Annotated in this window: 25 protein-coding genes; 15 read left to right on the top strand and 10 right to left on the bottom strand. The window is 69.0% G+C overall.

Annotated features, from left to right (window positions below; genetic code table 11):
* Positions 1-192: 192 nt before the first annotated feature.
* From ACZ3HL_RS07665 to ACZ3HL_RS07675, 3 genes are read left to right on the top strand one after another with little or no spacing between them, the layout of a single operon-like run.
* Positions 193-1692 carry an MFS transporter gene (locus tag ACZ3HL_RS07665; protein ID WP_465529510.1) on the top strand — a complete coding sequence of 500 codons (1500 nt, stop codon included), beginning with the start codon at positions 193-195 and terminating at the stop codon, positions 1690-1692.
* 36 nt (positions 1693-1728) lie between these two features.
* Complete coding sequence (locus ACZ3HL_RS07670) at positions 1729-3420, top strand: SDR family oxidoreductase (RefSeq protein WP_465529999.1); 1692 nt, start codon at positions 1729-1731, stop codon at positions 3418-3420.
* Between the two features lie 17 nt (positions 3421-3437).
* Complete coding sequence (locus ACZ3HL_RS07675; protein WP_465530001.1) at positions 3438-4040, top strand: TetR/AcrR family transcriptional regulator; 603 nt, start codon at positions 3438-3440, stop codon at positions 4038-4040.
* 43 nt (positions 4041-4083) lie between these two features.
* Here ACZ3HL_RS07675 and ACZ3HL_RS07680 read toward each other — a convergent pair whose 3' ends face one another.
* Positions 4084-5232, bottom strand: a complete 1149-nt coding sequence (locus ACZ3HL_RS07680) for a citrate synthase 2 (protein WP_465529512.1) — start codon at positions 5230-5232, stop codon at positions 4084-4086.
* Between the two features lie 292 nt (positions 5233-5524).
* Here ACZ3HL_RS07680 and ACZ3HL_RS07685 point away from each other — a divergent pair, with 292 nt between their 5' ends.
* The 6 genes from ACZ3HL_RS07685 to ACZ3HL_RS07710 are packed head-to-tail and all read left to right on the top strand — an operon-like array spanning position 5525 to position 9926.
* Positions 5525-5827, top strand: a complete 303-nt coding sequence (locus ACZ3HL_RS07685) for an urease subunit gamma (RefSeq protein ID WP_465529514.1) — start codon at positions 5525-5527, stop codon at positions 5825-5827.
* Between the two features lie 12 nt (positions 5828-5839).
* Positions 5840-6133, top strand: coding sequence for an urease subunit beta (locus ACZ3HL_RS07690; RefSeq protein WP_465529516.1), 294 nt, complete (start codon positions 5840-5842; stop codon positions 6131-6133).
* Positions 6133-7854: an urease subunit alpha gene (locus tag ACZ3HL_RS07695; protein ID WP_465529518.1), complete on the top strand. Its 1722-nt coding sequence runs from the start codon at positions 6133-6135 to the stop codon at positions 7852-7854. Before ACZ3HL_RS07690 ends, ACZ3HL_RS07695 begins: the two co-directional genes overlap by 1 nt.
* The gene (locus ACZ3HL_RS07700) at positions 7854-8528 is read left to right on the top strand and encodes an urease accessory protein UreF (RefSeq protein ID WP_465529520.1); all 675 of its coding nucleotides are present in this window, start codon (positions 7854-7856) and stop codon (positions 8526-8528) included. The genes ACZ3HL_RS07695 and ACZ3HL_RS07700 overlap by 1 nt, the downstream gene beginning before the upstream one ends.
* Positions 8518-9225 (top strand): urease accessory protein UreG, encoded by a 708-nt coding sequence (ureG, locus tag ACZ3HL_RS07705; protein ID WP_400943575.1) that lies wholly within the window; start codon positions 8518-8520, stop codon positions 9223-9225. Before ACZ3HL_RS07700 ends, ureG begins: the two co-directional genes overlap by 11 nt.
* Positions 9222-9926 (top strand): urease accessory protein UreD, encoded by a 705-nt coding sequence (locus ACZ3HL_RS07710; RefSeq protein ID WP_465529522.1) that lies wholly within the window; start codon positions 9222-9224, stop codon positions 9924-9926. Before ureG ends, ACZ3HL_RS07710 begins: the two co-directional genes overlap by 4 nt.
* Before the next feature lie 340 nt (positions 9927-10266).
* Here ACZ3HL_RS07710 and ACZ3HL_RS07715 read toward each other — a convergent pair whose 3' ends face one another.
* Complete coding sequence (locus tag ACZ3HL_RS07715) at positions 10267-11361, bottom strand: lipase family protein (RefSeq protein WP_465529524.1); 1095 nt, start codon at positions 11359-11361, stop codon at positions 10267-10269.
* A 91-nt stretch (positions 11362-11452) separates the two neighbouring features.
* Between ACZ3HL_RS07715 and ACZ3HL_RS07720 the strand changes: the two genes are divergently transcribed.
* The gene (locus ACZ3HL_RS07720) at positions 11453-12073 is read left to right on the top strand and encodes a TetR/AcrR family transcriptional regulator (RefSeq protein WP_465410851.1); all 621 of its coding nucleotides are present in this window, start codon (positions 11453-11455) and stop codon (positions 12071-12073) included.
* A 3-nt stretch (positions 12074-12076) separates the two neighbouring features.
* Here ACZ3HL_RS07720 and ACZ3HL_RS07725 read toward each other — a convergent pair whose 3' ends face one another.
* The 8 genes from ACZ3HL_RS07725 to ACZ3HL_RS07760 all read right to left on the bottom strand — a co-directional run bounded on the left by ACZ3HL_RS07725 (position 12077) and on the right by ACZ3HL_RS07760 (position 20473).
* A complete protein-coding gene (locus ACZ3HL_RS07725; protein WP_465529526.1) occupies positions 12077-13621 on the bottom strand; it encodes a hypothetical protein in 1545 nt (514 codons plus the stop codon).
* Positions 13622-13730: 109 nt separating this feature from the next.
* The gene (locus ACZ3HL_RS07730) at positions 13731-14324 is read right to left on the bottom strand and encodes a GTP-binding protein (RefSeq protein WP_465529528.1); all 594 of its coding nucleotides are present in this window, start codon (positions 14322-14324) and stop codon (positions 13731-13733) included.
* Positions 14302-14682, bottom strand: a complete 381-nt coding sequence (locus ACZ3HL_RS07735; protein ID WP_034308529.1) for a DUF742 domain-containing protein — start codon at positions 14680-14682, stop codon at positions 14302-14304. Before ACZ3HL_RS07735 ends, ACZ3HL_RS07730 begins: the two co-directional genes overlap by 23 nt.
* A 20-nt stretch (positions 14683-14702) precedes the next feature.
* Positions 14703-15128 carry a roadblock/LC7 domain-containing protein gene (locus tag ACZ3HL_RS07740; RefSeq protein ID WP_005156032.1) on the bottom strand — a complete coding sequence of 142 codons (426 nt, stop codon included), beginning with the start codon at positions 15126-15128 and terminating at the stop codon, positions 14703-14705.
* The gene (locus ACZ3HL_RS07745; protein ID WP_465529530.1) at positions 15125-17731 is read right to left on the bottom strand and encodes a sensor histidine kinase; all 2607 of its coding nucleotides are present in this window, start codon (positions 17729-17731) and stop codon (positions 15125-15127) included. The genes ACZ3HL_RS07740 and ACZ3HL_RS07745 overlap by 4 nt, the downstream gene beginning before the upstream one ends.
* A gap of 2 nt (positions 17732-17733) precedes the next feature.
* On the bottom strand, positions 17734-18522 hold the full coding sequence (locus ACZ3HL_RS07750) for an ABC transporter ATP-binding protein (RefSeq protein ID WP_465410854.1): 789 nt from the start codon (positions 18520-18522) through the stop codon (positions 17734-17736).
* Positions 18519-19472 carry an ABC transporter permease gene (locus tag ACZ3HL_RS07755; protein ID WP_465410855.1) on the bottom strand — a complete coding sequence of 318 codons (954 nt, stop codon included), beginning with the start codon at positions 19470-19472 and terminating at the stop codon, positions 18519-18521. The genes ACZ3HL_RS07750 and ACZ3HL_RS07755 overlap by 4 nt, the downstream gene beginning before the upstream one ends.
* Positions 19469-20473 (bottom strand): ABC transporter substrate-binding protein, encoded by a 1005-nt coding sequence (locus ACZ3HL_RS07760; RefSeq protein ID WP_465529532.1) that lies wholly within the window; start codon positions 20471-20473, stop codon positions 19469-19471. The genes ACZ3HL_RS07755 and ACZ3HL_RS07760 overlap by 4 nt, the downstream gene beginning before the upstream one ends.
* A gap of 377 nt (positions 20474-20850) precedes the next feature.
* Between ACZ3HL_RS07760 and ACZ3HL_RS07765 the strand changes: the two genes are divergently transcribed.
* From ACZ3HL_RS07765 to ACZ3HL_RS07785, 5 genes are all read left to right on the top strand, one after another.
* Entirely contained in the window at positions 20851-21222 is a 372-nt protein-coding gene (locus ACZ3HL_RS07765) for a hypothetical protein (protein WP_465529534.1), read from the top strand.
* Positions 21223-21354: 132 nt separating this feature from the next.
* On the top strand, positions 21355-21543 hold the full coding sequence (locus tag ACZ3HL_RS07770; RefSeq protein WP_465529536.1) for a hypothetical protein: 189 nt from the start codon (positions 21355-21357) through the stop codon (positions 21541-21543).
* Positions 21544-21723: 180 nt separating this feature from the next.
* On the top strand, positions 21724-22410 hold the full coding sequence (gene pdxH / locus ACZ3HL_RS07775) for a pyridoxamine 5'-phosphate oxidase (RefSeq protein ID WP_465529538.1): 687 nt from the start codon (positions 21724-21726) through the stop codon (positions 22408-22410).
* A 118-nt stretch (positions 22411-22528) separates the two neighbouring features.
* On the top strand, positions 22529-23812 hold the full coding sequence (locus ACZ3HL_RS07780; protein WP_465410858.1) for an MFS transporter: 1284 nt from the start codon (positions 22529-22531) through the stop codon (positions 23810-23812).
* A gap of 24 nt (positions 23813-23836) precedes the next feature.
* Positions 23837-24424: a DUF3558 domain-containing protein gene (locus ACZ3HL_RS07785; protein ID WP_465410859.1), complete on the top strand. Its 588-nt coding sequence runs from the start codon at positions 23837-23839 to the stop codon at positions 24422-24424.
* The last annotated feature ends 74 nt before the right edge of the window (positions 24425-24498 follow it).

Raw genomic sequence — 24498 nt, forward strand, 5'->3', positions numbered from 1 at the left:
CCCCGGGGGGGGCGGTGCCAAACCAAATTTCCCAAACCAACAACTTTGCCAAGGGGCATTCCCCAACACGCCGCCGGGGGTCGGCGGCAACTAGTCGACTGAATGCGGGGGCCGGCTCATCGATCCCTCCGTCCCGGCTTGCCCGGCAATCCCGTTTTAGAATACAGTCGTATCCGAACAGGGGGTACTGGGGTGGACGAGGTAGTACAGAAGCGACGGGCGGAGGAGAACCAGCTCGCCGCCGCGCTGACCAAGGGGCCGGCGGAGGTTCTCGATTTCCTCCTGCCGTTGTGGGTGGGGAGTCAGCTCGGCGCGTCGGCCGCCGAGGTCGGGGCGCTGACGGCGCTGGAGACGCTGGTGTCGTTCGTGGTCCGGCCGATCGCGGGTTCCCTCGCGGACCGGTTCGACCGTGGCCGGATCGCCGCGGTCGGGGCGGTCCTCTATGGACTGTCCTTTGTGGTCTACGCGGTGGCGCCGGGGATCGGGGTCGCCTATCTGGCCGCGGTTCTCGGCGGCACGGGCGGCGCGCTGTTCTGGGTCGCGTTGCGGGCCCGCGTGGGGGAGGGCCTCGCGAGCGACGACGGTGCGTTCAGCAAGTTGTTCGCGGCCGAAGGCGGCGGAACGTGGATCGCGTTCGTGGTCGCGCTGACGGCCATCGCCTGGATCGACTACCGGGGCGTGTTCTGGCTCGGCGCGGCGGCCTGCGCGGTGGCCGCGGTGGTCCTGCTGAACGCGAAGTCCGCGCCCGTGCGCGAAGAAGGCGCGCCGCGGATGCTGCAACTGGGCAGGAGAATGCGCCCGATGCTCGCGCTCGTCGCGTTGACCGCGATGGCCGAGGCCGGGGTCGCCCTGTTGCTCCTGATGCATCTGCAACGCGGGCATCAGCTGAAACTCGGCGAGATCGCCGCGGTGTTCATCCCCGGCTTCATCGTGTACAGCCTGCTGCCGGACTACCTGCACGGCTTCGTCCGCAAAGTCGGCCGGACGCGGGTGCTCGCGCTGGCGATGGTGGCGAGCGCGATCTTCGCCGCCGGGTTGTCCTTCGCGCCGAGCCCGCCGGTGCTCGCGGTCATGTGGGTGCTGTCCGCGGCGGCGTTCGCGGCCGCCATCCCGGTGGAGCAGGCGGTGGTCGCGGAGGCGGCCGGGCTCAGCCTCGGCCGCGCGATGGGAATCTACGAGAGCGCGACGCTACTCGGAGCGACGATCGGGGCCTTCGCGGCGGGGCAGCTCTACGGCTCGGACGCCGGGTGGCGTGTCGCCTGCTTCGGCGCGGCGGCGCTCCTGCTCTTCGGATCATTCGTGGTTCGTGGCGCCGTACGGCGTGTCGGAGTTGCGGAGTTTCCCGTGGAACCACGAAAAACGGTGTCACAAAAGGAAAGTCCGGCCACCCGCACGGTCGAGGAGAGTCCACAAGCGGCCGAATCGGTGACGAAGGAGCCGAACAAGCGCGCGAACCCGCTCCGCAATTGGACGGCCCATGTCGCGGTGTACGCCCTCGCGCAGGCGGCGCTGGCGTTCGCCGGCTACAGCTGGCCCTTCGAAGCCTTGTTCGGCGGCCCTCACCCTGCCGGCTGGTACTGGAACTCTAGTGGTCACTGGCTGTTGAACATCGGCCGGATCTGGACCTTCATCCTGGTGATCGACACGGTGTGGACCATCGGTCGCGCCGTGCTGAAAAAGCCGCCTTATTGACAAGTTGTCTAACATGACAGCATGTCTCACAAGTGGGTGACGGCCGGCGACGGTGTCCGTCTTTCGGTCCGGGTGACGGGTGTCGACGACGCGCCCACCGTGGTGCTCGTCCACGGCTATCCGGACAACGGCTCCATGTGGGACGGCATCGCCGCCCTGCTGGAACGCCGCTACCGGGTCGTCGTCTACGACGTCCGCGGCGCGGGCCGCTCGGACAAGCCATCAGGACGCGCGTCCTACAAACTGGACCAGCTGTCCGATGACCTGGCCGCGGTCGTCGACGAAGTTCAGCCCGAAGGCAAGGTGCACCTGCTCGCGCACGACTGGGGTTCCATCCAGACCTGGCATTCGGTCACCGGGGACAGGCTGCGCGGACGGCTCGCGTCGTTCACGTCGATCTCCGGGCCGAGCCTCGATCACGCGGGAGCGTGGTTCCGCGCGCAGGTGCGCCCGAGCCCGAAAAGGCTCAAGAACGCGCTCGTCCAGTGGGCGCATTCGACCTACATCCTCGGCTTCCAGATCCCCCTGATCCCGCAGCTGCTCTGGCGCACCGGCGCGATGGGCGCGCTCATCGGCCGGATGGATCCGGCGGCCGGAGCGCCGTCCACTTCGGACGGCTTGTACGGGCTCAATCTCTACCGCGCCAACATGTTCACGCGTCTCTCCCGGCCAAGGCCGCGGCCGGCCGAAATCCCGGTACAGGTGCTCGCGCCCACCGGCGACAAATTCGTCACCACGCCGTTGCAGACCGAGATCGAGCGCTGGGCGCCGGACCTCCGGATCCGCCGGATCGCCGGCACGCACTGGGTCGTCCGCGAGAAGCCCCAGGTGATCGCCGACGCCACCGCCGAGCTGATCGACCACGTCGAAGGTGGCGAGGAGAGCCGCGCACTCAAACAGGCGAGGAGCGAAGGTTTCGCGCACAAGCTCGTCGTGGTCACCGGCGCCGGCAGCGGCATCGGCCGCGCGACGGCGCTCGCGTTCGCGGACAAAGGCGCCGACCTGATCATCACCGACATCAACGGCTCGGCCGCCGCGGAAACCGCGAAACTCCTGCGGGACAAGGGCGTCACCGTCGGCGAGTACACGGTGGACTCTTCCGACGCCGAGGCGGTCGAGAAATTCGCCCAGCAGGTCAAGGAGGAGTTCGGGGTCCCGGACATCGTCGTCAACAACGCGGGGATCGGCCTGTCCGGCCCGTTCCTCGACACGACGGTCAAGGACTGGGAACGCCTCATCGACGTGAACCTGTGGGGCGTCATCCACGGCTGCCGCGTCTTCGCCAGGCAGATGCGTGAGCGCGCGGAAGGCGGCCAGATCGTCAACGTCGCTTCGGCCGCCGCCTATCTGCCTTCGAAAATCCTTTCCGCCTATGCCACCACGAAATCCGCCGTGTTGACGTTGAGCGTCTGCCTGCGGGCCGAGCTCGCCGCCGAGAACATCGGTGTCACCGCGATCTGCCCCGGCATCGTGAACACGAACATCACCAGCACCACCCGTTTCGTCGGCGTCGACGACATCGAGCAGAAGCGGCGCCAGAAGTCGAGCAGCAAGCTGTACGCGAAACGCGGTTTCGGCCCGGAGAAGGTCGCGCGCGACATCCTGCGCGCGGTCGAGAAGGACAAGGCGATCCAGCCGTCGACCCCGGAGGCCAAGGCCGCGCTCGTCCTCTCCCGGCTCACCCCCGGGCTGCTGCGGGCCGCGGCGAAACTGGACGTCACCCCGTGACCCGACGTCCACGCAGGATGTCGCCGGAGGCGCGCCGCGAGGACCTGATCCGCGCCGCGCTGGACCTGTTCGGCTCGCGCGCGCCCGAACTCGTCACGGTCGACGACATCATCGCCCGCGCCGACGTTTCGCGGCCGCTGTTCTACCGGTACTTCTCGAGCCTGCGTGAACTGCAGGTCGAGGCGCTGAGAACAGTCACCGAAGGCCTTATCGACGGCCTGGCCGGGCTGGAGGAAGGCCCACCCGAAACCCGGCTGCGGGCCGCCGTCCGCGGGCTGATCGACGTCGCCGATCACTACCGGGCGGGCTATGTCGCGCTGCTGCGCAGCGGTTCGGTGATCGCGACGTCGGAAACGGACGCCGCGATCGACGAGGTCCGCAATCGCGCCGTCGAGCTCATCCTCGACGCGCTGGCGGTGCCGGAACCCTCGCCGATGCTCCTGCTGACGTTGCGCTGCTGGACCGCGGTGGTGGAGGGCACGCTGCTGAGCTGGCTGCAGGAGCGCGCCGTGCCGCGCGAAGCCCTGGACGGCTGGCTGGTCGATCAGCTCACGGCCATGCTCACGACGACCGAACGACATGAGCAGGCAGTGGGCCTCGTGAGTGGCAAGGACGGTTAGAACCGTCCTTGCCACTCACGAGACCAAACGCATCGCGCGCGCGTCAGGACTGCTTGACGACCAGGTCCCAGCCTTCGACGTCCTCCGGCTTGCGCGGCTCCGGCCCGACGTACTTGGCCGACGGCCGCACCAGGCGCCCGGTTTTCTTCTGCTCCAGGATGTGCGCGGCCCAGCCCGCGGTGCGCGCCGAGCTGAACATCGCCGGCATCATGTGCGGCGGTACCTGGGCGAAGTCCAGGATCACGGCCGCCCAGAACTCGACGTTGGTCTCGATCGGGTGGTCCGGACGCCGCTCGCGCAGCTCCTTCAGCGCCACCTGCTCCAGCTCCGCGGCGGCCTCGTAGCGCGACGCGCCGAGCTCCTGGCACGTGCGGCGCAGCACGCGCGCCCGCGGGTCCTCCGCGCGGTACACGCGGTGCCCGAAGCCCATCATCCGTTCCTTGCGGTCCAGGATGCCCTTGACCAGGCCGACCGCGTCACCGGTCTTCTCGACCTCTTCGATCATCGGCAGCACCCGCGCCGGCGCGCCGCCGTGCAGCGGACCCGACATCGCGCCGATCGCGCCGGACAGCGCCGCGGCGACGTCGGCGCCGGTCGAGGCGATGACCCGGGCGGTGAAGGTGGAGGCGTTGAGGCCGTGTTCGGCGGCCGAGACCCAGTAGGCGTCGATGGCCTTGACGTGGGCCGGGTCGGGCTCGCCGCGCCAGCGGACCATGAACCGTTCGGTGATCGACTTCGCCTCGTCGACCCTGGTCTGCGGGACGGCGGGCTGTCCGATTCCGCGCGCGGACTGGGCGACGTACGAAAGCGCCATCACCGAGGCGCGGGCCAGCTGGTCGCGCGCTTCGTCGTCGGTGATGTCGAGCAGCGGCCGGTAGCCCCAGATGGGGGCGAGCATGGCCAGCGCGGCCTGGACGTCGACGCGGACGTCGCCGGTGTGCACCGGCAGCGGGAACGGCTCGGCGGGCGGTAGCCCGTGGCCGAAGCGGCTGTCGACGAGCAGACCCCAGACGTCACCGAAGGTCACCTTGCCGGCGAGATCCTCGATGTCGACACCTCGATAGCGCAGCGCGCCACCGTCACGGTCGGGCTCGGCGATTTCGGTCTTGAAGGCGACCACGCCCTCGAGACCCGGTCGGAAACCGTCGTCGACCTGGTCGGACGGCTTGGTGCTGATCGTGGAGGTACTCACTGTGGTGAAACCTTTCGATGCGCATTCCCCGGCTTTGTGTTTCATGCGTGGACGGGATGCACGCAGCGAAGGCGCGCCTCATCGCACGGATGGACAAACTTTGCTCCACGTCGCGGCCCGGGGCAATCGAAAGATGTGGTGCTTTCGGTCACGATTACGAGAACGATTCAGTGAAAGCGGGCTTCGTACGCGAAGAGTTACGGTGCCGTTCACTTTGCGTGTACCGGACGCCGACGTAAATCCTGTGTTTCGAGATCGGGCGGCCGGCGGTTTCCGGTGATAGACCTTTCCCATGCACCTGAGCCCCCAGGAGCGGGACAAACTGCTCATTCACGTCGCGGCGGACGTGGCTCGCAAACGCCTGGAACGCGGGGTCCGGCTGAATTACCCCGAGGCGGTCGCGCTGATCACCGACCACGTCCTCGAAGGTGCCCGTGACGGCCGGACGGTGAGTGAACTCGTCGCCGGCGGCCGCTCGGTGCTCTCCCGGGCGCAGGTGCTGGACGGGGTGCCGGAGATGGTCGATTCCGTGCAGGTCGAAGCCACTTTCCCGGACGGCACGAAGCTCGTCACCGTGCACGACCCGATCGTCTAGGGAGGGCCGCGAGTGCGACCAGGGGAGATCATCACCGGCGACACGCCGGTCGAGCTGAACCCGGGCAGGCCTCGGGTCCGGCTGCTCGTGCGGAACCTCGGCGACCGGCCGGTCCAGGTCGGATCGCACTACCATTTCGCGGCGGTGAATCCTGGGCTCGAATTCGATCGCGAAGCCGCGCGAGGACATCGGCTCGACGTGCCCGCGGGGACTTCGGTCCGGTTCGAACCGGGGGTCGAACGCGAAGTCGATCTCGTCCCGCTGGCCGGGAACCGCGTGGTGCCCGGATTGCGGATGGAGTCCTGATGCCGTCGATCGACCGCGAGCGATACGCCGAACTGTTCGGCCCGACCACCGGCGACCGGATCCGCCTCGCGGACACCGATCTGCTCGTCGAGGTCACCGAAGACCGCAGTATGGGGCCGTCCGGCAGCGGCGACGAAGTGTTGTTCGGCGGCGGCAAGGTCATCCGCGAATCCATGGGCCAGGGAATGGCGACCAGGGCCGAAGGCGCGCCGGATCTGATCATCACCGGCGCCGTGATCCTGGACCACTGGGGGATCGTCAAGGCCGACGTCGGCGTCCGCGACGGCCGGATCGCCGGCATCGGCAAAGCGGGCAACCCGGACACCATGGACGGAGTGGACCCGGCGCTGGTCGTCGGCCCGTCGACGGAGGTGCTGTCCGGCAACGGGAAGATCCTCACCGCGGGCGGGATCGACTGCCACGTCCACTTCATCTGCCCGCAGCTGACCGAGACCGCGCTGGCGTCCGGGCTCACCACCCTCGTCGGCGGCGGGACCGGGCCGGCCGAAGGCAGCAAGGCCACCACCGTCACGCCCGGCGCGTGGAACCTCGGCCGGATGCTGCAGGCGATGGACGGCCAGCCGGTCAACGTCCTGTTGCTGGGCAAGGGGAACACCGTCCGGCACGAGGCGCTGCGCGAACAGCTCGCCGCCGGCGCGGGCGGGTTCAAACTGCACGAAGACTGGGGCAGCACCCCGGCCGCGATCGACGCGTGTCTCACGGTGGCCGGCGAATCCGGCGTCCAGGTGGCGATCCACACCGACACGCTGAACGAAGCGGGGTTTCTGGAGTCCACTGTGGACGCCATCCGGGGACGCTCGATCAACGCGTACCACACCGAAGGCGCGGGCGGCGGGCACGCGCCGGACATCATCCAGGTCGCCGGGCTGCCCAACATCCTGCCGTCGTCGACGAACCCGACCCGCCCGCACACCGCGAACACCCTCGACGAGCACCTCGACATGCTCGTCGTCTGCCATCATCTGAACCCGTCGGTGCCCGAGGATCTGGCGTTCGCCGAAAGCCGGATCCGGCCGACGACCATCGCGGCCGAGGACGTCCTGCACGATCTCGGCGCGATCTCCATGATGAGCTCGGATTCGCAGGCTATGGGCCGGATCGGCGAGGTGATCATCCGGACCTGGCAGACCGCGCACGTGATGAAACGACGGCGCGGCGCCCTGCCCGGCGACGGCGCGGCCGACAATCTGCGGGTGCGTCGCTATGTCGCCAAATACACGATCAACCCGGCGATCGCACACGGCATGGAGCGCGAGATCGGCTCGGTGGAGGTCGGGAAACTCGCGGATCTCGTGCTGTGGGAGCCGAAGTTCTTCGGGGTCCGGCCGCATGTGGTGCTCAAGGGCGGTTTCCCGGCGTGGGCGGCGATGGGCGACGCGAACGCGTCCATCCCGACGCCGCAGCCGGTGCTCGCGCGGCCGATGTTCGGCGCGGCCCCGGTGGTCGCCGCCGCCAGCAGCTTTCATTTCGTGGCACCGGAAGCACTGGAAAGCGGGGTGGCGGAACGGTTCGGCATCGCGCGGAAGCTCGTGCCGATCTCGAACACGCGCTCGCGGGGCAAGGCCGACATGGTGCTCAACGACGCGACGCCGGATATCCGGGTGGAGCCGGACAGCTTCGCCGTACACGTCGACGGCGAGCTGATCGAGCCGCGGCCGGTGACGGAGTTGCCGATGGCGCAAAGGTATTTCCTCTTCTGATGGATCTCTCCGCGCTCATCCTCGCCGACTCCCGGTTCCCCGGGGGCGGGCACGTCCATTCCGGCGGGCTCGAAGAGGCCGTCACCCGGAAGCTGATCACGCATGAGCGCGACCTGCCGGGATTCCTCTCCGGGCGCCTGCGCACGGCCGGTTCGCTGGCCGCGGTGTTCGCGGCCGCGTCGGCGCACGCCGCCGCGCGGAACGTCCAGAGTGGACACTGGCGGCGGCTCGACCTCGAACTCGACGCCAGGACGCCGTCGCTCGCGCAGCGGGAGGCGTCTCGTGCGCAAGGTCGCGGGACGGCGAGGGCGGGCAAGGCGGCGTGGCCGTCGCCGGTGCTTTCGCGGCTGCTGAAGGAAACCCCGCGACCGCATCATCCGGTGATCGTCGGCGCGCTGGTCGGGGTGCCCTTCGACGCCGCGATGGCGGTGGCCTACCTCGCGATCAGCGGACCCGCGAGCGCGGCCGTACGGCTGCTCGGTCTCGACCCGTTCGCCGTCAACGCGGTCGTGGCCAGGCTCGCGAACGACGTCCGGGAAGTTTCCCTGCGTGCGGCCGAGGTCGCGGGCGACGATCCGGCCGATCTCCCGGCGCCGGGTTCACCGGCGCTCGATCTGTTCGCCGAGGCACACGCCCGGCATCACAAGGAAGAGGTGCGTCTCTTTGCCAGCTGAGCATGGTCACGGTCATGGACATGTGCACCCGGTCAACTTCGACCCGACCGCCGCGGAACCCGACCACTACGAGCAGGCGCCGACCGCGGGGCGCGCGTACCGGATCGGGATCGGCGGGCCGGTGGGCAGTGGGAAGACCGCGCTCACCGCGGCGCTGTGCCGGGCACTCGGAGACGAGGTGAACCTCGCCGTCGTCACGAACGACATCTACACCACCGAAGACGCCGACTTCCTGCGCAAGGCCGGGGTGCTCGACCCGGAGCGGATCGAGGCCGTGCAGACCGGCGCGTGCCCGCATACGGCGATCCGCGACGACATCACCGCGAACCTCGACGCCGTCGAACGGCTGGAGGAGCGTTTTCCCGGGCTGGATCTGGTGATCATCGAAAGCGGCGGGGACAACCTCACCGCCGTGTTCAGCAGGGGACTCGCCGACAGTCAGGTGTTCGTGGTCGACGTCGCGGGCGGCGACAAGGTGCCGCGCAAGGGCGGGCCAGGCGTCACGACGGCGGATCTGCTGGTGATCAACAAGATCGACATCGCGCATCTGGTCGGGGCGGACATGGACGTGATGACGTCCGACGCGCACCGCATGCGGGGCGAGCTGCCGGTGATCACCCAGTCCCTTGTGGACACTCCGGACGCTCCGGCGGTCGCGGACTGGGTCCGCTCGCTGCTCCCGGTCCGCGCGGGGTGAAGGCGCACGCGCGGCTGACCGCCTGCTTCGAGGGTGGCCGGACCGTACTGCGTGAGCTGCGCTCGATGGCGCCGCTCACGCTCCTTCCCAAGCGGGGCACCGGTGCGACGGCGGTGGTGCATCTGGTCAATTCGGCGACGTCGCCGTTGGGCGGTGACGAGCTGAAGCTGACCATCCGTGTCGGCGCCGGGGCTTCGCTGCGGCTTTCCGGGGTCGCGGCGACGCTCGCGCTCCCGGGGTCGCACGGCGAGGGAAGTTCGTCCCTGGTGGACATCGTCGTGGAGGGCGGTGGGGCTCTGGAGTACCTGCCGGAGCCGACCGTGGTGACCGCTCGTGCCCGGCATGCCGCCGAGTTCCGGGCCTCGTTGGCTTCTGACGCCTTCCTGCATACGCGGGAGGTGCTGGTCCTGGGGCGGGCCGGTGAGCGGCCGGGCTCTCTGGTGACCACGCAACATGTGACGCGAGGTGAGGTTCCGGTGCTGCGGCAGACGCTGGCGATCGGAGACTCCACTTTGGACTCCAGCCTCGCGCATCTGGCGGGGCGGCGGGTGCTGGCGACCGATCTGGTCGTCGGGGGTCCTTCGGTTCCCGCGGCGTCCGGTGAGTGGTGGTCGCGTACGCCTTTGGCCGCCGGTGGGACGCTCACGACTTCGCTGGCACCGGACGCGGTGACCGCGCTGCGGGTGTTCGAGACCGCCTAGCGCTGGGTCGGAACTGGACGACACGCGTGATCAGATGGACGACACGCGTGACTGGATGGACGACACGCGGCGAAACCCGGCCTCGGTCGTGTCGTCCGTCTGATCACGCGAGTCGTCCGTTCAATCACGCGTGTCGTCCGTCTGATCACGTGAGCCGGCCATCCGATCACGCGTGTCGGCCGTCGGTCGCCTAGCGTCGCTAGAAAACCTAGCGGTACTAAAGGTCCCTTGCTCCCTCTGCGTGGCTGGAGTGGCTCGTACGGCGGCGGGAAGACGTTGCGAAAGCCACTTTCGCAACCTTCAAGGTTGCGAAAGTGGCTTTCGCGTCATCCTCGGGGCGTCAGAACTTCGTGCCCAGCCAGGTCATCGCGACCGGACCGCCCGCCGACACGCCGCCGATGTGTTCGAGCAGCGGGAACTCCTGCCAGGTGACGTCGGCGCCGAGGGCGCGGTATCGGTCGAGCAGGCCCTTGCCGACCGAAAGCGGGATCAGTTCGTCCAGCGACGCGTGGTACAGGAAGACCGGCGCGCCCGGTTTGGTCCTACCCGCCAGGTTCTCGCCGAGCCGGGCCTGCCAGCGCGGGTCCGACGAAACATCGGGAACGGTCGTGAAGTCGTTGAGCCGCGCGAAAGGCGCCGCCGCGCCGAGTTCGACGGTGCACGCTTCCTTGACCTTCGCGACGGCCCTCTCGCCCTTCGCGTTGAGCACCTCGTCGAACGGCAGTTCCGGATAAGCGGTCGCGTAACCGACAGCCGCGCCGAGCACCAGACCGAACGCCGGCCCGCCGTCGTTGAACTTCAGGACCGCGTTCAGATCCGCGGGGACACCGCCTTCCGCGACGCCGACCAGATTGACGTCCGGTGCGTAGGACGGCTGGAGTTCCCCGGCGAAGGCCGCGGCCTGACCTCCTTGTGAGTAACCGAAAACGCCGACCGGCCCGGTCTTGGACAGGCCCGCTTCGGGGACCTTGGAGGCGGCACGGGCGGCGTCGAGGACGGCCCGGCCTTCGGACTGGCCGACGGCGTAGGTGTGCGTGCCCGGGGTGCCGAGGCCCTCGTAGTCGGTCACGACGACCGCCCAGCCGCGCGAAAGCGCTTGGCTCATCAGGAGGACTTCGTTCTCGGACCCGTTCGTCAGCCGGGTCGACGGCGCGCAGCGGTCGCCGAGGCCGTGGGTGCCGACGGCGTAGCTGACCAGCGGGCGGGCGCCCTTCGTCCACGGCGAGCGCGGGACCAGCAGGATGCCCGACACCGTGTTCGGCTGTCCGGTCGCCGAGGTGGAGCGGTAGTGGAGTTTCCAGGCCTTCGCCGGGGCGGTGGCGACGACCGATCTGTAGTCGACCAGGTCCCCGGGTGCGCTCGGCGCGGCTTGCGCGGCGGGGGCGCCGATCAGAGTGGCTGCGAGGACTGAAACCAGAACTGTCCGAAGCGTCATTGCCGTCTCCAGTTTGGTAATTGCGATTTTCGCAATGTAGGCGATGTTGCTAGCATCTGGCAATCCCAGTTACCGAATCGGGGGAGGTCGAGTGGCCCGCACCTACGGCGGGGTCGCGCCCGAGCAGCGGCGCGCCGAACGGCGTGAACGCCTGCTCGTGGCGGCCCTGGACCTGTTCACGTCCACGGGCTACCGGCAGGCGAAGATCACCGAGTTGTGCACCCGCGCGGGCGTTTCGACGCGGAACTTCTACGAAGAGTTCGAGAGCAAGGAGAAGGTGCTGCTCACCCTGCACGAGCGCATCAACGCGCTCGCGCTGGAACACGTCACCGGCACTCTGGAACGCCTGGAGGACGCCGACGCGGTCACCCGGATCGGAACGCTGCTGGACGTCTTCGTCGGCACGGTGACTTCGGATCCCCGGATGCCGCGGCTGAACTACGTCGAGGCCGTCGGCGTCAGCGCCGCTTTGGAGGCGCAGCACCAGGAGTGGGTCGACCGATGGGCCGCGTTCATCGAAACCGAGGCCCGGCACGCCGCCGCGCACGGGGTCGCGCCGGATCGCGACTACCGCCTGACGGCGATCGCGCTCGTCGGCGCGGCGACCGGCCTGCTGCGCGAGTGGCAGGCGCACACCCCGCCGCTGCCGGTCGCCGACGTCGCCGCCGAACTTCGTGCCCTGATGCTGGCCGCGATCACCCGGCCCGCCTGAACGTCAGTTCTGGGCGCCTTCCTTGTCCGGGTCGAGGTCGATCCGGTCCCGCCGTTCACCTTCGGGCTTCTTGCCAGGCTCTTCCTTGGCCCAGTCGCCGAGCGTGCCGATCGCCGTCTGGAGTCGTTCCTTCTGTTCGGCGTCGGTCTGCGCGTACTTCTCGGCGGCTTCCTTGATGCGGTCGCCCGCGGCCAGGTAACGCGCGGTCGTCTTCTGGAAGAAGGACTCGACGTCGTTCCGCAACTGCTTCAAGGCGGTGTCGGCCTCGGTGGGGACGACCCCGCGACCGACGAGCTGGCCGTCGGCGTAAGACGTTTTCGCGAGTTCCCCGAGCAGGCCCGAGTAGATCTCGGCCGCTCCGTAGCAGGCCTCGGCGAGCTGCAGCACGACCGTGACGTCCACGGCGTATTTCTGGGAGCCGTCGGATCCTGGTTTCGCTCCGCTTTTGGCCGGAGGTTGCGTCATGTCGTAGAGCTCGAGATCGATGCGGTCGACCCCGGCGATCTCGTTCTCGATGGCCTTGATGGCGTCGTGGTAGTCCTTCTCGGCCTTGTCCAGGTCGCTGTGCAGTTCGCGGACGCCGGTTTCCACATGCGCGAAGAACGCGTCCAGCTGAGGGAACCGCAGGTCCGAGTTGAACGGCCGTGCGGTGATGTTCATCGCGAACTCGAGCAGGATCAGCGCGTTGCCGACGCCGGTCGGAGCCGTGCGGCCCAAGGCGCCGATGACGGTTTTGGCGTACTCCCACTTGTCGCTGACGGCGCTCAGTACCAGCTTCTCCTTGGGGGGTTCCGCCGGAGCGGGGGCGGCTTCGTTGAGCGCGGTGGTGGCCTCGGCGATGAGGTTCAGGATGTTGTTCCTGGCGGCGTGGATGATCGTGGCCCGGCACGAGTAGCTGTTGCCGAGCCACTGGACGAGGAGGTCCTGATGCGTGAGGGTGGGGAGGACCGTCGCGAGGAAACCGTCCCGGAGGCTGTTCGCCGCGAGCCCCATCCAGCCGGTCATCCAAGCCCGGGTGCCCGAGTCGTCGTTGCTGCCCGCGAGCAGCGCGATCATGTTGTCCAAGTCGTGGTCGCCCATCGCGTTGCCGACCCGCATCTTCTTCTCGACGGACGAGAAGGCGCTGTAAGCCTCTTCGAGCGACGACAGTTCCGGCCCGCCCGCGAGATCCGGGATGCCGGTCGCCAGCTGTTCCCGTTTCCGCCACGCCCAATCCGCGACCTGGGAAAAGACGTCGAACGCCCGGCATTCGACGTACTTCGCGTCCCGTACGCTCCAGCCGTCGCAGGCCTCCGCCGCCGGCCGGGTCGCCGGGGTGCCGTCATTGACCGCCCACTCGACGATCGGGCAGGTCGTCAGATGGCCCCACGAGTCGGTCGGGGCCTGCCAGCGCGTGGGTTCCGGTGCCCCCGGGAACTGGCTCACCCCGCCCCTCAACAGCTGCCCGGCGTCGTGCAGCCAGCGCTTCTCCAGCGTCTGCCAGTAGCTGTTGAGCGCGGCCGTAAGCGTCGCCGAATACTCGCTCCCGCTCATGTACTTGCCGCCCATGGCACCCACCCCGTTTCGTATCCCGCGACCGGACGGGCGGGAATGCGGACGAGGTTAGCAGGATTGTGTGACGGATCGGGTCAGATTGTCACTTCTTTCCCCGGGAGGGCTATGAGGCGGCGGAGGCCCGCCGGAAGGTGTTGTGCAGCACGGCGAGCAGCGCGTCTCGTACCGAGAGGCGCTGCCGCGCGTCGAACGTGATCAGCGGGACGTCCTCGCTCACCGCGAGCGCCCAGCGCACGTCTTCGAGGTCGTGCTTGAGGGAGCCGTCGAAGACGTTCACCCCCACCACGAACGGCAGCCCGGCCTTCTCGAAGTAATCGACGGCCGGATAGCAGTCGTCGAGCCGCCGGGTGTCCACGATGACGAGCGCGCCGAGCGCGCCCAGCACCAGGTCGTGCCACATGAACCCGAACCGGTCCTGTCCCGGTGTGCCGAAGAGGTACAGCTTCACCTCTTCGTCGATGGTGATGCAGCCGAAGTCCAGCGCCACCGTGGTGGTGGTCTTCGACGGCACCTCCCCGCCGGCGCCGTCGACGGCCGCGCCCGCCGAGGTCATGGCGGCCTCGGTGGTCAGCGGTTTGATCTCGGAGATCGCGCCGACGGTGGTCGTCTTGCCGACCCCGAACCCGCCCGCGATGACGATCTTGACCGGTGTCGGCGGCTTGGCGGGCGCCGGTTCAGCGAATTGCTTCGAGTCCACGAATGACCCTTTCGATCATGCCGAGGTCCTGGGTGAAGGCACCGGCCGGGCGACGGAGCACGACGTAGCCGAGTGCGGCGAGGTCCGCCACGAGCACCCTGGCCACGCCGATGTGCAGGCCGAGCATCGCCGCTACCTCGGCGACGGATTTCGTTTCCCGGCAAAGGGAGACGATCTCCCGGCGTTCGAACGTCAGCCGCGCGTGCGACGCCGCGCCGAGCCTGCTCGTGAGCACTTGAGCCTCGATTTCGAGCGTGCCGTCCACCGGCTGCGCGCGGCCGGCGGTGAGCAGATACGGGCGTAGCGGCGAGATGCCCTGTTCGGCGCCCCGCGGCTGAGGTACCTGGTCGTCGCTCATTCCCTTGTCCCCTCGTCAGTTCAGCTGCCGACGCTCTTCTTGAGTTCCTCGATCAGCGCGGGGGTGAGCACCTCGGTCGCGCGGTTGGCGAACATCGCCATCTCGTAGGCGATCGTGCCGAGGCTGGCCTGTTTGGTGGCGAGCACGCCGAGCGAGCACCCGATGCTGATCGTGCAGACCAGCAGGTAACCCTGCTCCAGCTCGATGATGATCTTGTCGGGGGAACCGAGCGGGTGGCTCTCGGAGACGCCGTGCGCGAGGCCGAGCATCGCCGAGCAGATCGCGGCCAGCCGGTCGGCGTTGGCCCTCTCCAGTTCCGACGACATCGCGATCAGCAGGCCGTCGGCCGAGACGGCGATCGCGCCCATCGCGCTCGCCGTGTTCTGCGCGAAGCGCGTCACCAACCAGTTGAAGTTCCGGGCTTCGACGCTGACTCCGGTCGTCATCTCTTGCTCTTCTCTCTCTGTTGCATCTCCGGGTTGACGGCTTTCTCCAACCCGTCACTGAAGGCGTCGAACGCGGCACGCTCGGCCTCGGGGTCACGCATGCCCTTGGGCTTGGTGGTGTTCAGCGCCGCCCGCGCGGTCTGGTGCCGCGCGGCCGGACCTTGCGCGAGCCCCGGCGCCAGCTGCGCGCCGGGGACCCTTCTGGTGAGACCGCCGCGCGAAGCGGCGGGCACCGGTGTCGGGGTCGGCATCGGCAACGGCGCTGCGGCCGCCGGCGGCGCGGTGGCCTTCGCGAGCCCGGCCTCGAAGCCGTCGAAGGCCGCCTTGGCCGCTTCTGGATCATGCCTGGACTTCTGTCGCGAAGGCGCCTCGGGGGCGCCGGGAAGCTGCGCGCCCTTGACCCGGCGTCGCAGCCCGCCGCGGGTCTCGCCGGGATCGGCGGCGGTGAGCGTCGGCGCGGGTGCCTGGTACACGGGCGCCGGTTCGGGCGCCGGAGCCGGTTCCGCGATCTCCCCGTCGGTCTTGCGGAACCACCGGAAGTCTTTGGTACGCATGCCGTCGCGCGGGATCATCCCGGCGATCGCCAGCGTCGGCGGCTCGTGCGCGGCTTCCCGCGGCTCCGGCCTGGACGGCGGCTCGGGCTCGTCGCTCGGTTCCGCCGTCGGCCACACCGGCGGCGCGGGGACGGACTTCGGCGTGGGCGGCCGGTACGTCAGCAGGTTCGGCGGGACGGTGAGCCGCGCGGTGATCCCGGCTCCCGGCTCGGTCTCGGTCAGTTCGACCTTGAGTCCGTGCCGCCGCGCGAGCCGCCCGACCACGAACAGCCCGAGCACACTGGTCGGCGCCAGTTCGAGCCGCTCGCGTTCGACCAGCCGCCGGTTCTCCTCGGCGAGCCGCTCGGCCGTCATACCGATTCCCTGGTCCACGATGACGATCAGGCAGGAGCCGTCCGGCAGGATCTTCGTCCCGACGTCCACAAAGGACTCCGGCGGGGAGAACGACGTCGCGTTCTCCAGCAGCTCCGCGAAGATCAGCACCAGATCGGAGCCGAACGGCGACGACAGCAGGACGTCGCCCATCGAACCGAGCCGGACCCGCTGGTAGTCCTCGATCTCCGCGAGCGCCGAACGCAACGCGGTCGACAGCTCGATCGGGCCGGAAATCCTCGCCTCGTCGCGGTTCCCCGACACGACGAGGAGGTTGTCCGCGTTCCGGCGCAGACGGGTGGAGAGATGGTCGAGCCGGTAGAGGCTGGCCAGCAGGGCGACGTCCTGCTCGTTGCGCTCCAGTTCGTCGACCAGCGCGAGCTGCCTGCCCACCAGGTTCTGCGTGCGCTTCGCGACGTTGGCGAACATGAGGCCGACGTTGCGCCGCGTGACGGCCTGTCGTTCCACCAGTTCGGCCGCGGTGGCCTGCACCCGGTTGAACGCCTCGGCCAGCTTGCCGAGTTCGTCCTGTGAGGACACGTCGATGGTGGCGAGCCGCGGCGCGAGTTCTTCGGCCTGCTCGGTGTCGGTGACGCGGACCAGTTCGGTGCTCGCGAGGTCCGCGACCGAGGTCGCCGCCGTGGTCAGCTTCCGCAGCGGATCCGCGATCGACCGGCTGACCGCGATCGCGAGACCACCGACCAGCAGGAACAGCACGCCGGCGCCGATACCGATCGTCCACGCCAGGTTCTGCGCGGCGTCGGCTCGTGCGGTCGCGGCGTCGGTGATCCCGGTGGTGACCGCGTCCTGGGCGAGCCGTCGCTGGTTCGACTGGGCGTCGACGGCACCGAGGATGTCCGGCAGCAGGCTCTGCACGGCCTGCGGGCCACGAGCTTCCGCGAGCCTGGCTTCCAGCGCGTCGACCCGGCGGCCCGTGTCGCCCTGTTCGACCGCGACGACCTGCGTGGCCTGGGTGACGTCGGCCTGCTGCACGAACCGTTCGAGGAACAGCGACGACTGCTGTTTCGCGTCGGCCAGCACCGGCGCGCCCGATTCGGGGGTGACCAGCACGATGATCAACGCCATACCGCGCAACGAGTTCTCCTCGTTCGCGCGCAGCAGCGCGTCGAGCGCGGTCAGCTGCTGGGTGCCCTCCGCGTCACTGGTCTGCTGCGGGACGAGGCGGAGCGAGTTGATGACCGCGTCGATCACCGCGTGGTACGTCCGCGCCACGCTGTCGAGTGAGGCGCCGCGCCGGAGCGCGTTCTCCCGGATCTCGTTCAGCGATCCGATGCGCACCAGCGCCGCCGCGAGTTCTTCCGGCGCGTCGGCGCTCAGCTGCGAACGCACCTGGTTCACCGTGTCCGCGACGACGGTCTGCTGCTTCAGCATCGCCGAGCTGCTCGCCGACGAAGACGCGATGTAGTGCGCCGTCAGCAGCCGTTCCCGCTGCAGCTCCCAGGCCAGCGTTCCGAGCGCGCGGGCCTGCGACGCGACGTCGGCGGTGGTGCGCGCGGACCGGGCGTCGTCGATCTCCCCGGCGACGTAGGGCACCGACACCAGGACCACGGCGGTCAGCGGCAACATCAGGAGCAGGTTGAGTTTCCCCCGGATGCCGAGTCTGCCGAGCAGTCCGGACCGCGACCCGCGTTCCGGCCGGGACTTCCCGTGCCTCATGGTCACCTTTCTCCCCGGCTCCGCCCGAGGTGTCCGCGGTGCTGCTCCCGGACGAGGTCTTCGATGGACGCGCGCAGCGCGACGAACTCCGGCGCGCGTTTGACCGCGAGGTCGCGTTCCGCCGGAAGGCCGACCTCGATGTCGGCGGCCACCCGGCCCGGATCCGAGGCAAGCACCACGACGCGACGGCCGAGGAACACGGCCTCCTCGACGTCGTGGGTCACCATCAGCACGGTGGTGTGCGTGTCGGTCCAGATCCGGCGGATCAGGACCTGCATGTCCTCTTTGGTCTGGACGTCCAGCGCGCCGAAGGGCTCGTCCAGCAACAGCACGTCGGGCTCGCACACCAGCGCCCGCGCGATCGCGACCCGCTGCTTCTGCCCGCCGGAAAGCTGTTTGGGCAACGACTTCCGGAGGTGACCGAGGCCCGTCTCCTCGAGATACCAGTCGACCCGGCGGGCTCGTTCGGCCTTGTCGATGCTCAGCAGTTCGAGTCCGAACGCGACATTGCTCTCCACCGTGCGCCACGGGTACAGCGCGCCGTGCTGGAACACCAGCCCGCGATCCGGGCCAGGCCCGGTCACGGCGTCGCCGTCGAGGGTGATCAGGCCGTCGGTCGGCTCGGTCAGCCCCGCGATCAGCGACAGCAGGGTCGACTTGCCGGATCCGCTCGCGCCGACCACGCAGACGAAGTCACCGCGGGCGATGTCCAGATCGATCCCGTCGAGCGCCCGGGTGGTCTTGCCTCGGACCGTGTAGTCCTTGGCGACCGCCTTCAGCTGAAGCGTCATGCCGCCCACTTCCCGACCCTGGCCCGCAGGAGCCGCAGCGCGATGTCGATGACCAGTCCGAGCAGGCCGATCACGATCAGCAGCGCGAAGATCCGGTCGGTCTGGGTGAACCGCTGCGCCCGCATGATCCGCAGGCCGAGCCCGGCGGTGGCGTTGATCAGTTCGGCGACCACCACGAAGTTCCACGCGGCCGCCGCGTTGACACGGGTCGCGTCGATCATGCCGGGCAGCGCGTGCGGGACGATCACCTTGCGCAGCACCTCGCCGCGCCGTGCGCCGAGCGTGTACGACACGTCGAGCAGTGAACGCGGCACCCCGCGGACGGCGTCGGCGATCATCAGCGTGTTGAAGAAGACCGTGCCGAGGAACAGGACCGCGACCTTCGACGGTTCGCCGAGGCCGAGCCAGATCATCAGCAGCGGGATGAACGCGCTCGCCGGCAGATAGCGCAGCATCGCGATGACCGGCTCGAACAGCGCCAGCCCCGCGTCGAACGTCCCCATCACGATGCCGAGCGGCACCGAGACGAGGATCGCGAGCCCGAAGCCGAGCAGCACGCGCTGCGTGGTGGCCCAGAGGTCACTGAACAGTTCACCCGACTCGATCATCTTCAGCAGCGCGTCGAACACCGCGACCGGCGTCGGGAGGAACAACGGCTTGATCGTGCCCAGCGCGTTCAGCGTCACCCAGATCAGCAGCGGGATGACGAACGAGGCCACCGCCAGCGTCCACCGCCAGCGGGCGGGGATCGGCGTCCGGAGCGAGAGCAGCGGCGAGGCGTTCGGCTTGAGGCCTGCCCGGCGGGGCAGCGGCGACCAGTCCGGCCGCGTGCCGCGCCGCTCCTCCTGCGCCTCGGCGAGCCGCTGCTCGTCTTCGAGGCGGCGCGCTTCGGCCTCGTCGGCGGCGTCCGTCCGCTGAGCGGCCCGCCCCGACGCGTCCGTGGCGCTCACTTCACCGCCTTGACGTACTGGTCGTCGAACAGCCCGTCGAAGTTCGGCGGGGCCTGGGCGAGCCCGTTGGCGACGATGAATTCGGCGATCTTGCCCGCCTGGAAGTTCAGGTGGGCGGGGGTGACGCCGGGGGTGAACGCGTCGAGGTTCTGCTGCTTGGTGAAGATCGTGGTGCCCGCGTCGTAGGTCTTGTACTCCTCGACCGACACCGCGCCGCGTTTGGCCATGATCCGCACGGCCTCGTCCCGGTTCTGCTTGATCCACTCGATCGTCTCGAACCAGGTGTTCACCAGCGCCTGGACCTCCTTCTTGCGCTCCTTCGACATCTGCTCGGAGACGACCAGGTGGTCGGGGATGGCGCCGGGGAACTCGGCGGACGTCGCGATCGCGCGGCTGCCGGGGCGCTGGAGTGCTGTCGTAGTGAAGGGGGCGAACGCGGCGACGGCGTCGACCTGCCCGCCGACGAACGCGGCCGCGGCGGCGTCGGTCAGCAGCGGGACGAGTTCGATGTCCTTCTCGGTCAGCTTCGCCTCCTGCAGCGCGAGCAGCAGCAGGTAGTGGTCGACGGTGCCCTGTTCGACGGCGACCTTCTTGCCCTTGAGGTCGGCGACGCTGGTGATCCCCTGGCGGGCGATGACCTTGTCGTTGCCGGTCGAGTTGTCGTTGACCAGCACGACCGACAGCTTCGCGCCACCGCTGACCGACGCGAGCGTGTCGTTCAGGGTCTGGCTGTTCGCGTCGATCGCGCCGGAGGAGAGGGCGTTGATGCTCTCGGTGTAGCTGTCGAACCACTTCAGATCGACGTTCACGCCGTTCTTCTCGAAGAGGCCCTTCTCCTGGGCCACCGCCCACGGGAACCAGCCCGGCCAGGCGCTGTAACCGATCGTGACCTTGGTACCGGAGGCGGCCGTGCTGTCGGAACAAGCCGAAAGGGCGGTCACGCCCGCCAGCGAAAGGGCACACAACAACGCCGTCACGAGACGGCGGGAACGGGAAATCACAACGCACTCCTGGGGAAGGGGAGTAACTCGGGCGTGGAAAGTTCCGGCTGTTCGAGCGCAGGACTGATCGACCGGTGCCGAACTCCCTCGCGGAAGCCCGGCCGGTAATGGCGATGGCGCGGCCGCACACCCGGCCGTCCCATCAAAACCTCTGAACACTCTGGATAGAGGTGATCACCCCGTTGCTCTCGGCGGCGATCCTATCGAGTGGCGCAAGGTCTACCTAGTGTGATCGTCGGCTCTTGCACGATTCGCTGTCATATTCTGCTGAATCCGGCCGTTCGCCTCAAAGGGCGGACTCCCGCCGGGTGGGCAACCCGGCGCCGGGCGCCGTCCGTCCATCGGGTGGCGGGTGAAAATTCCGGAGGGAGCAGAGGATGAAATTTCGAGCGGCCGCGTCGTGCGCCGCGGGGGCGGCGATCTTGTCCACCTTGGCCGGCGCGGGACAGGCGAACGCGACCAGACCGTCGAGCCTCGTCCTGAGCCCGAACGTCATCGTCGCAGGTGGGACGGTCACCGCGGATATCTATTGCCTGCGCCCGTCGGGGGCGGGCGAGCTCGCGACGACCCTCGTCGCGGACGGTCTCGCCGCACCGATTCCCTTGCGGGTGGTCGGCGACGGCGGCACCGGCGGCATCGGTGTCGCGTTGCGCGGCGACGGTCCGGCCGGGACGGTCCCGGGGCGGTACACGGCGTCGTACGACTGCTGGGGCTGGATCGTCCGGGCGGAGTTCACCGTCACGAACTGACAGCGCGACGGCCGGTTTCGGAGGCGAATTGCCGCCCCGGAGCCTGCCTTCGCCGGCACATCTCACGGAGATGTTCCGGGCGGTAATTTCTGTCAATCGACAGAATTGGCGGGGACGGGTGCGGGTGCCGCCGTGAAACCGGAAGAATTGTTCGCGGAGTGCCGAAATATCGACGAAACAAAAGCGGAAATGACGGCCGTCAATTCCTCGCCGACCCGGTCTGTCCAGGCGCTTTCCATGTTTTGCGAAGCCGGGCGCGATTTCGAGGGCGGCCGGCAGGATTCGAAGCGAGGCGCCGGGCGGGCCGACGTTCGGCCTTGATCGATCAGGGCCAGCCGGGTGACGAGCAGGTGACGGCTTGCGGTCCAGTGGCTACACACAGATGATCGGGCAGGGGTGGCGGGTGTCACCGTTCAGTGGGTTTCGCCGCCGCCGTCTAGGCAATACCGTCGGCGGCAAAGCCGAAGTCATGGGCCCCGATCGGGTACGGAGGTTTGGCGGATGATGCCGGAGATCAAAGAGGGCGCTGCCGAGAACGGCGACGCCGTCGTTCGCCTGCCCGGGATGAGGGTGGCCTACGAAGGGGCTGCCTTCGACGAGTCCGCGCTGGCGGAGACGTGGACCGCCCAGCTGCAGGACTGGCTGAACCAGGCCGTCTCCGCCGGGATCCCCGAGCCGAACGCGATGGTGCTCGCCACCGCCGACCCGGAGGGCAGGCCGTCCTCCCGGACCGTGCTGTGCAAGGGCCTCGACGAGCGCGGTGTCGTCTTCTACACGAACTACACCTCGACCAAGAGCCACGACCTCACCGCGACGCGCTACGCGTCGATCACCTTCCCGTGGTACGCCCTGCAGCGTCAGGTCCACGTGCGCGGCGAAGTGGAGAAGGTCAACGTCGCCGAGACCGCCGAGTACTGGGCGTCCCGCCCGCGGGGTTCGCAGCTCGGGGCCTGGGCGTCGCCGCAGTCCCGCGTCGTCGACGGCCGCCGTGCCCTCGAGAACGCGCTCCACGGCATCGAGCGCCGGTTCGCCGACGTCGAGAACATCCCGTTCCCGCCGCACTGGGGCGGGTGGCGCATCCGGCCAGACCTCGTCGAGTTCTGGCAGGGCCGCGAGGACCGCATGCACGACCGGCTCCGCTACGTCCGCACGGACGACGGCTGGCAGATCGAGCGCGTCGCGCCCTGATCCCACGCGCGTGAAGGCCCCCTTCCCTCGGCTCAGCCGAGGGAAGGGGGCCTTCACGCGCGGCCGGTGACCTAAATCGCGCGCGATTGATTAGTTAGCGCGGCTAAGCTGTCTGGTTGTGAGTGACGACGTGGGGGTTGACCAGCGCAAAGGCGTCCGCAAGCTGTTCGGCTCGATCGTCGTCGACACCCGGCCCCTCAAGATCCCCGCGTTCCGCCGTCTCTGGCTGTCCACCGCGGTCACCGCGGTCGGCAGCCAGCTCACCGCCGTCGCGGTCCCCAAACAGGTCTTCGACCTCACCGGCTCTTCGGCGTACGTCGGCCTGACCGGCCTGGTCGCCCTGGTCCCACTGCTCGTCTTCGGTCTCTGGGGCGGCGCCATCGCGGACGCCGTCGACCGCCGCAAGCTCCTGCTCGTCACCAACGTCGGGGTCACCCTCACCTCGGCCGTCCTGTGGCTCCAGGCGTTCCTGAACATCGGCTCGGTCTGGCTCGTCCTGGGCCTGCTCGCGGTCAACCAGGCGTTCTTCGCGATCAACATGCCGACCCGCGGCGCGGTCGTCGCCCGGCTGGTCCCGGACAAGCTGATCGCCCCCGCGACCGCGCTGAGCAGCACGATGGCCACCTTCGGCGCGGTATTCGGCCCGCTGCTCGCGGGTTCGCTGATCCCGATCCTCGGCCTCTCGACGCTCTACCTGATCGACGTCATCGCGCTGACCTTGACGCTCGTCGCCGTCTACAAGCTCCCTCCGATCCCGCCGCTCGGCGAGATCGCGCGGCGCGCCGGCCTCCGCGACATCATCGACGGCTTCAAATACCTGGCGACACAGAAGATCCTGCTGGCGTCGTTCCTCGTCGACATCATCGCGATGGTCGCGGGTATGCCGCGCGCGCTGATCCCGGAAATGGCCGAGCGCACCTTCGGCGACCCGCCCGGCGGCGGTCCGGCGCTGGGCTGGCTGTACGCCGCGCTCCCCGCGGGCGCGATGCTGATCGGCCTCTTCTCCGGCTGGCTGACCAGGATCCGCAAACAGGGTGTCGGCGTGATCGTCTCGGTCTGTGTCTGGGGCGCCGCCGTCGCCGGTTTCGGGCTCGCGAACTCGCTGTGGCTCGCGGTGTTCTTCATGGCGCTCGCCGGGGCCGCCGACATGGTCAGCGCGATCTACCGCATGTCGATCCTGCAGCTCGCCACCACCGACGAGATGCGCGGACGGCTGCAGGGCGTGTTCACCGTCGTCGTCGCGGGCGGCCCGAGGATCGCCGACCTCACCCACGGCTGGGCCGCCGCCGGGGTCGGCACGGCCGCCGCGGCCTCCGGTGGTGGAGTGCTGGTCATCGTGCTGGTGATCGGCGCGGCCCTGCTCATCCCGTCGTTCTGGCGGTACCGGGCCCCGGCCGGCTGAGCCATTCGGTCTATCGTCGGGCCCATGCGTATTTCACGGGCGATCATCCTGTTCGCCGCTGTCATCGCGACCCTTTCCGCCTGTTCGTCCGGGGACGAAAAGACGGACAACGCGGCCAAGCCGTCGAGCCAGGCTCCCGCTCCTTCCGCCGCGCCGAGTTCCTCCGCCGCTCCCACCGGTGGCACCGGTTCGAAGGAACCGTGCGCGCTGCTGCCCGCCGAGGCCGTGGGCAAGGCGGTCTCGATCCAGGGCGTGACGTCGGCGCCGGGACCGGTGCAGGACAACGCCGCCAACGGAGGCAAAGCCAAGAGCTGTGTCTACTCGGCCGCCGGCAAGCAGATCGGCGCGCTCGCGGTGACCCGCTTCGAGGGCAAGAAGCTCAAGCCCGCCGACATGGTCGCCGCGCTGAAGAAGGCCAAGGCGAACGCGAAGGACGTCACCGGTGTCGGCGGAGGCGCCGTCTACTACATCACCGACGAGAACAAGACCGCGACGCTGGCGGCCGCCGAACTCGTGGCCGACGTGCCGGTACTGGTCAACTACACCGGGCCGGTCAAGATGACGCAGGAGATGATGCTCCCGCTGGTGAAGACCGCGGTCGACGCCAACTGAGGCAATCGGGGGCTCCGGACCGGCTCACGGGCGGACTCCGGCGCGAAGTGTCCACAAGGGACACTTCGCGCCGA

The sequence above is a fragment of the Amycolatopsis sp. NPDC000009 genome, assembly GCF_055563465.1.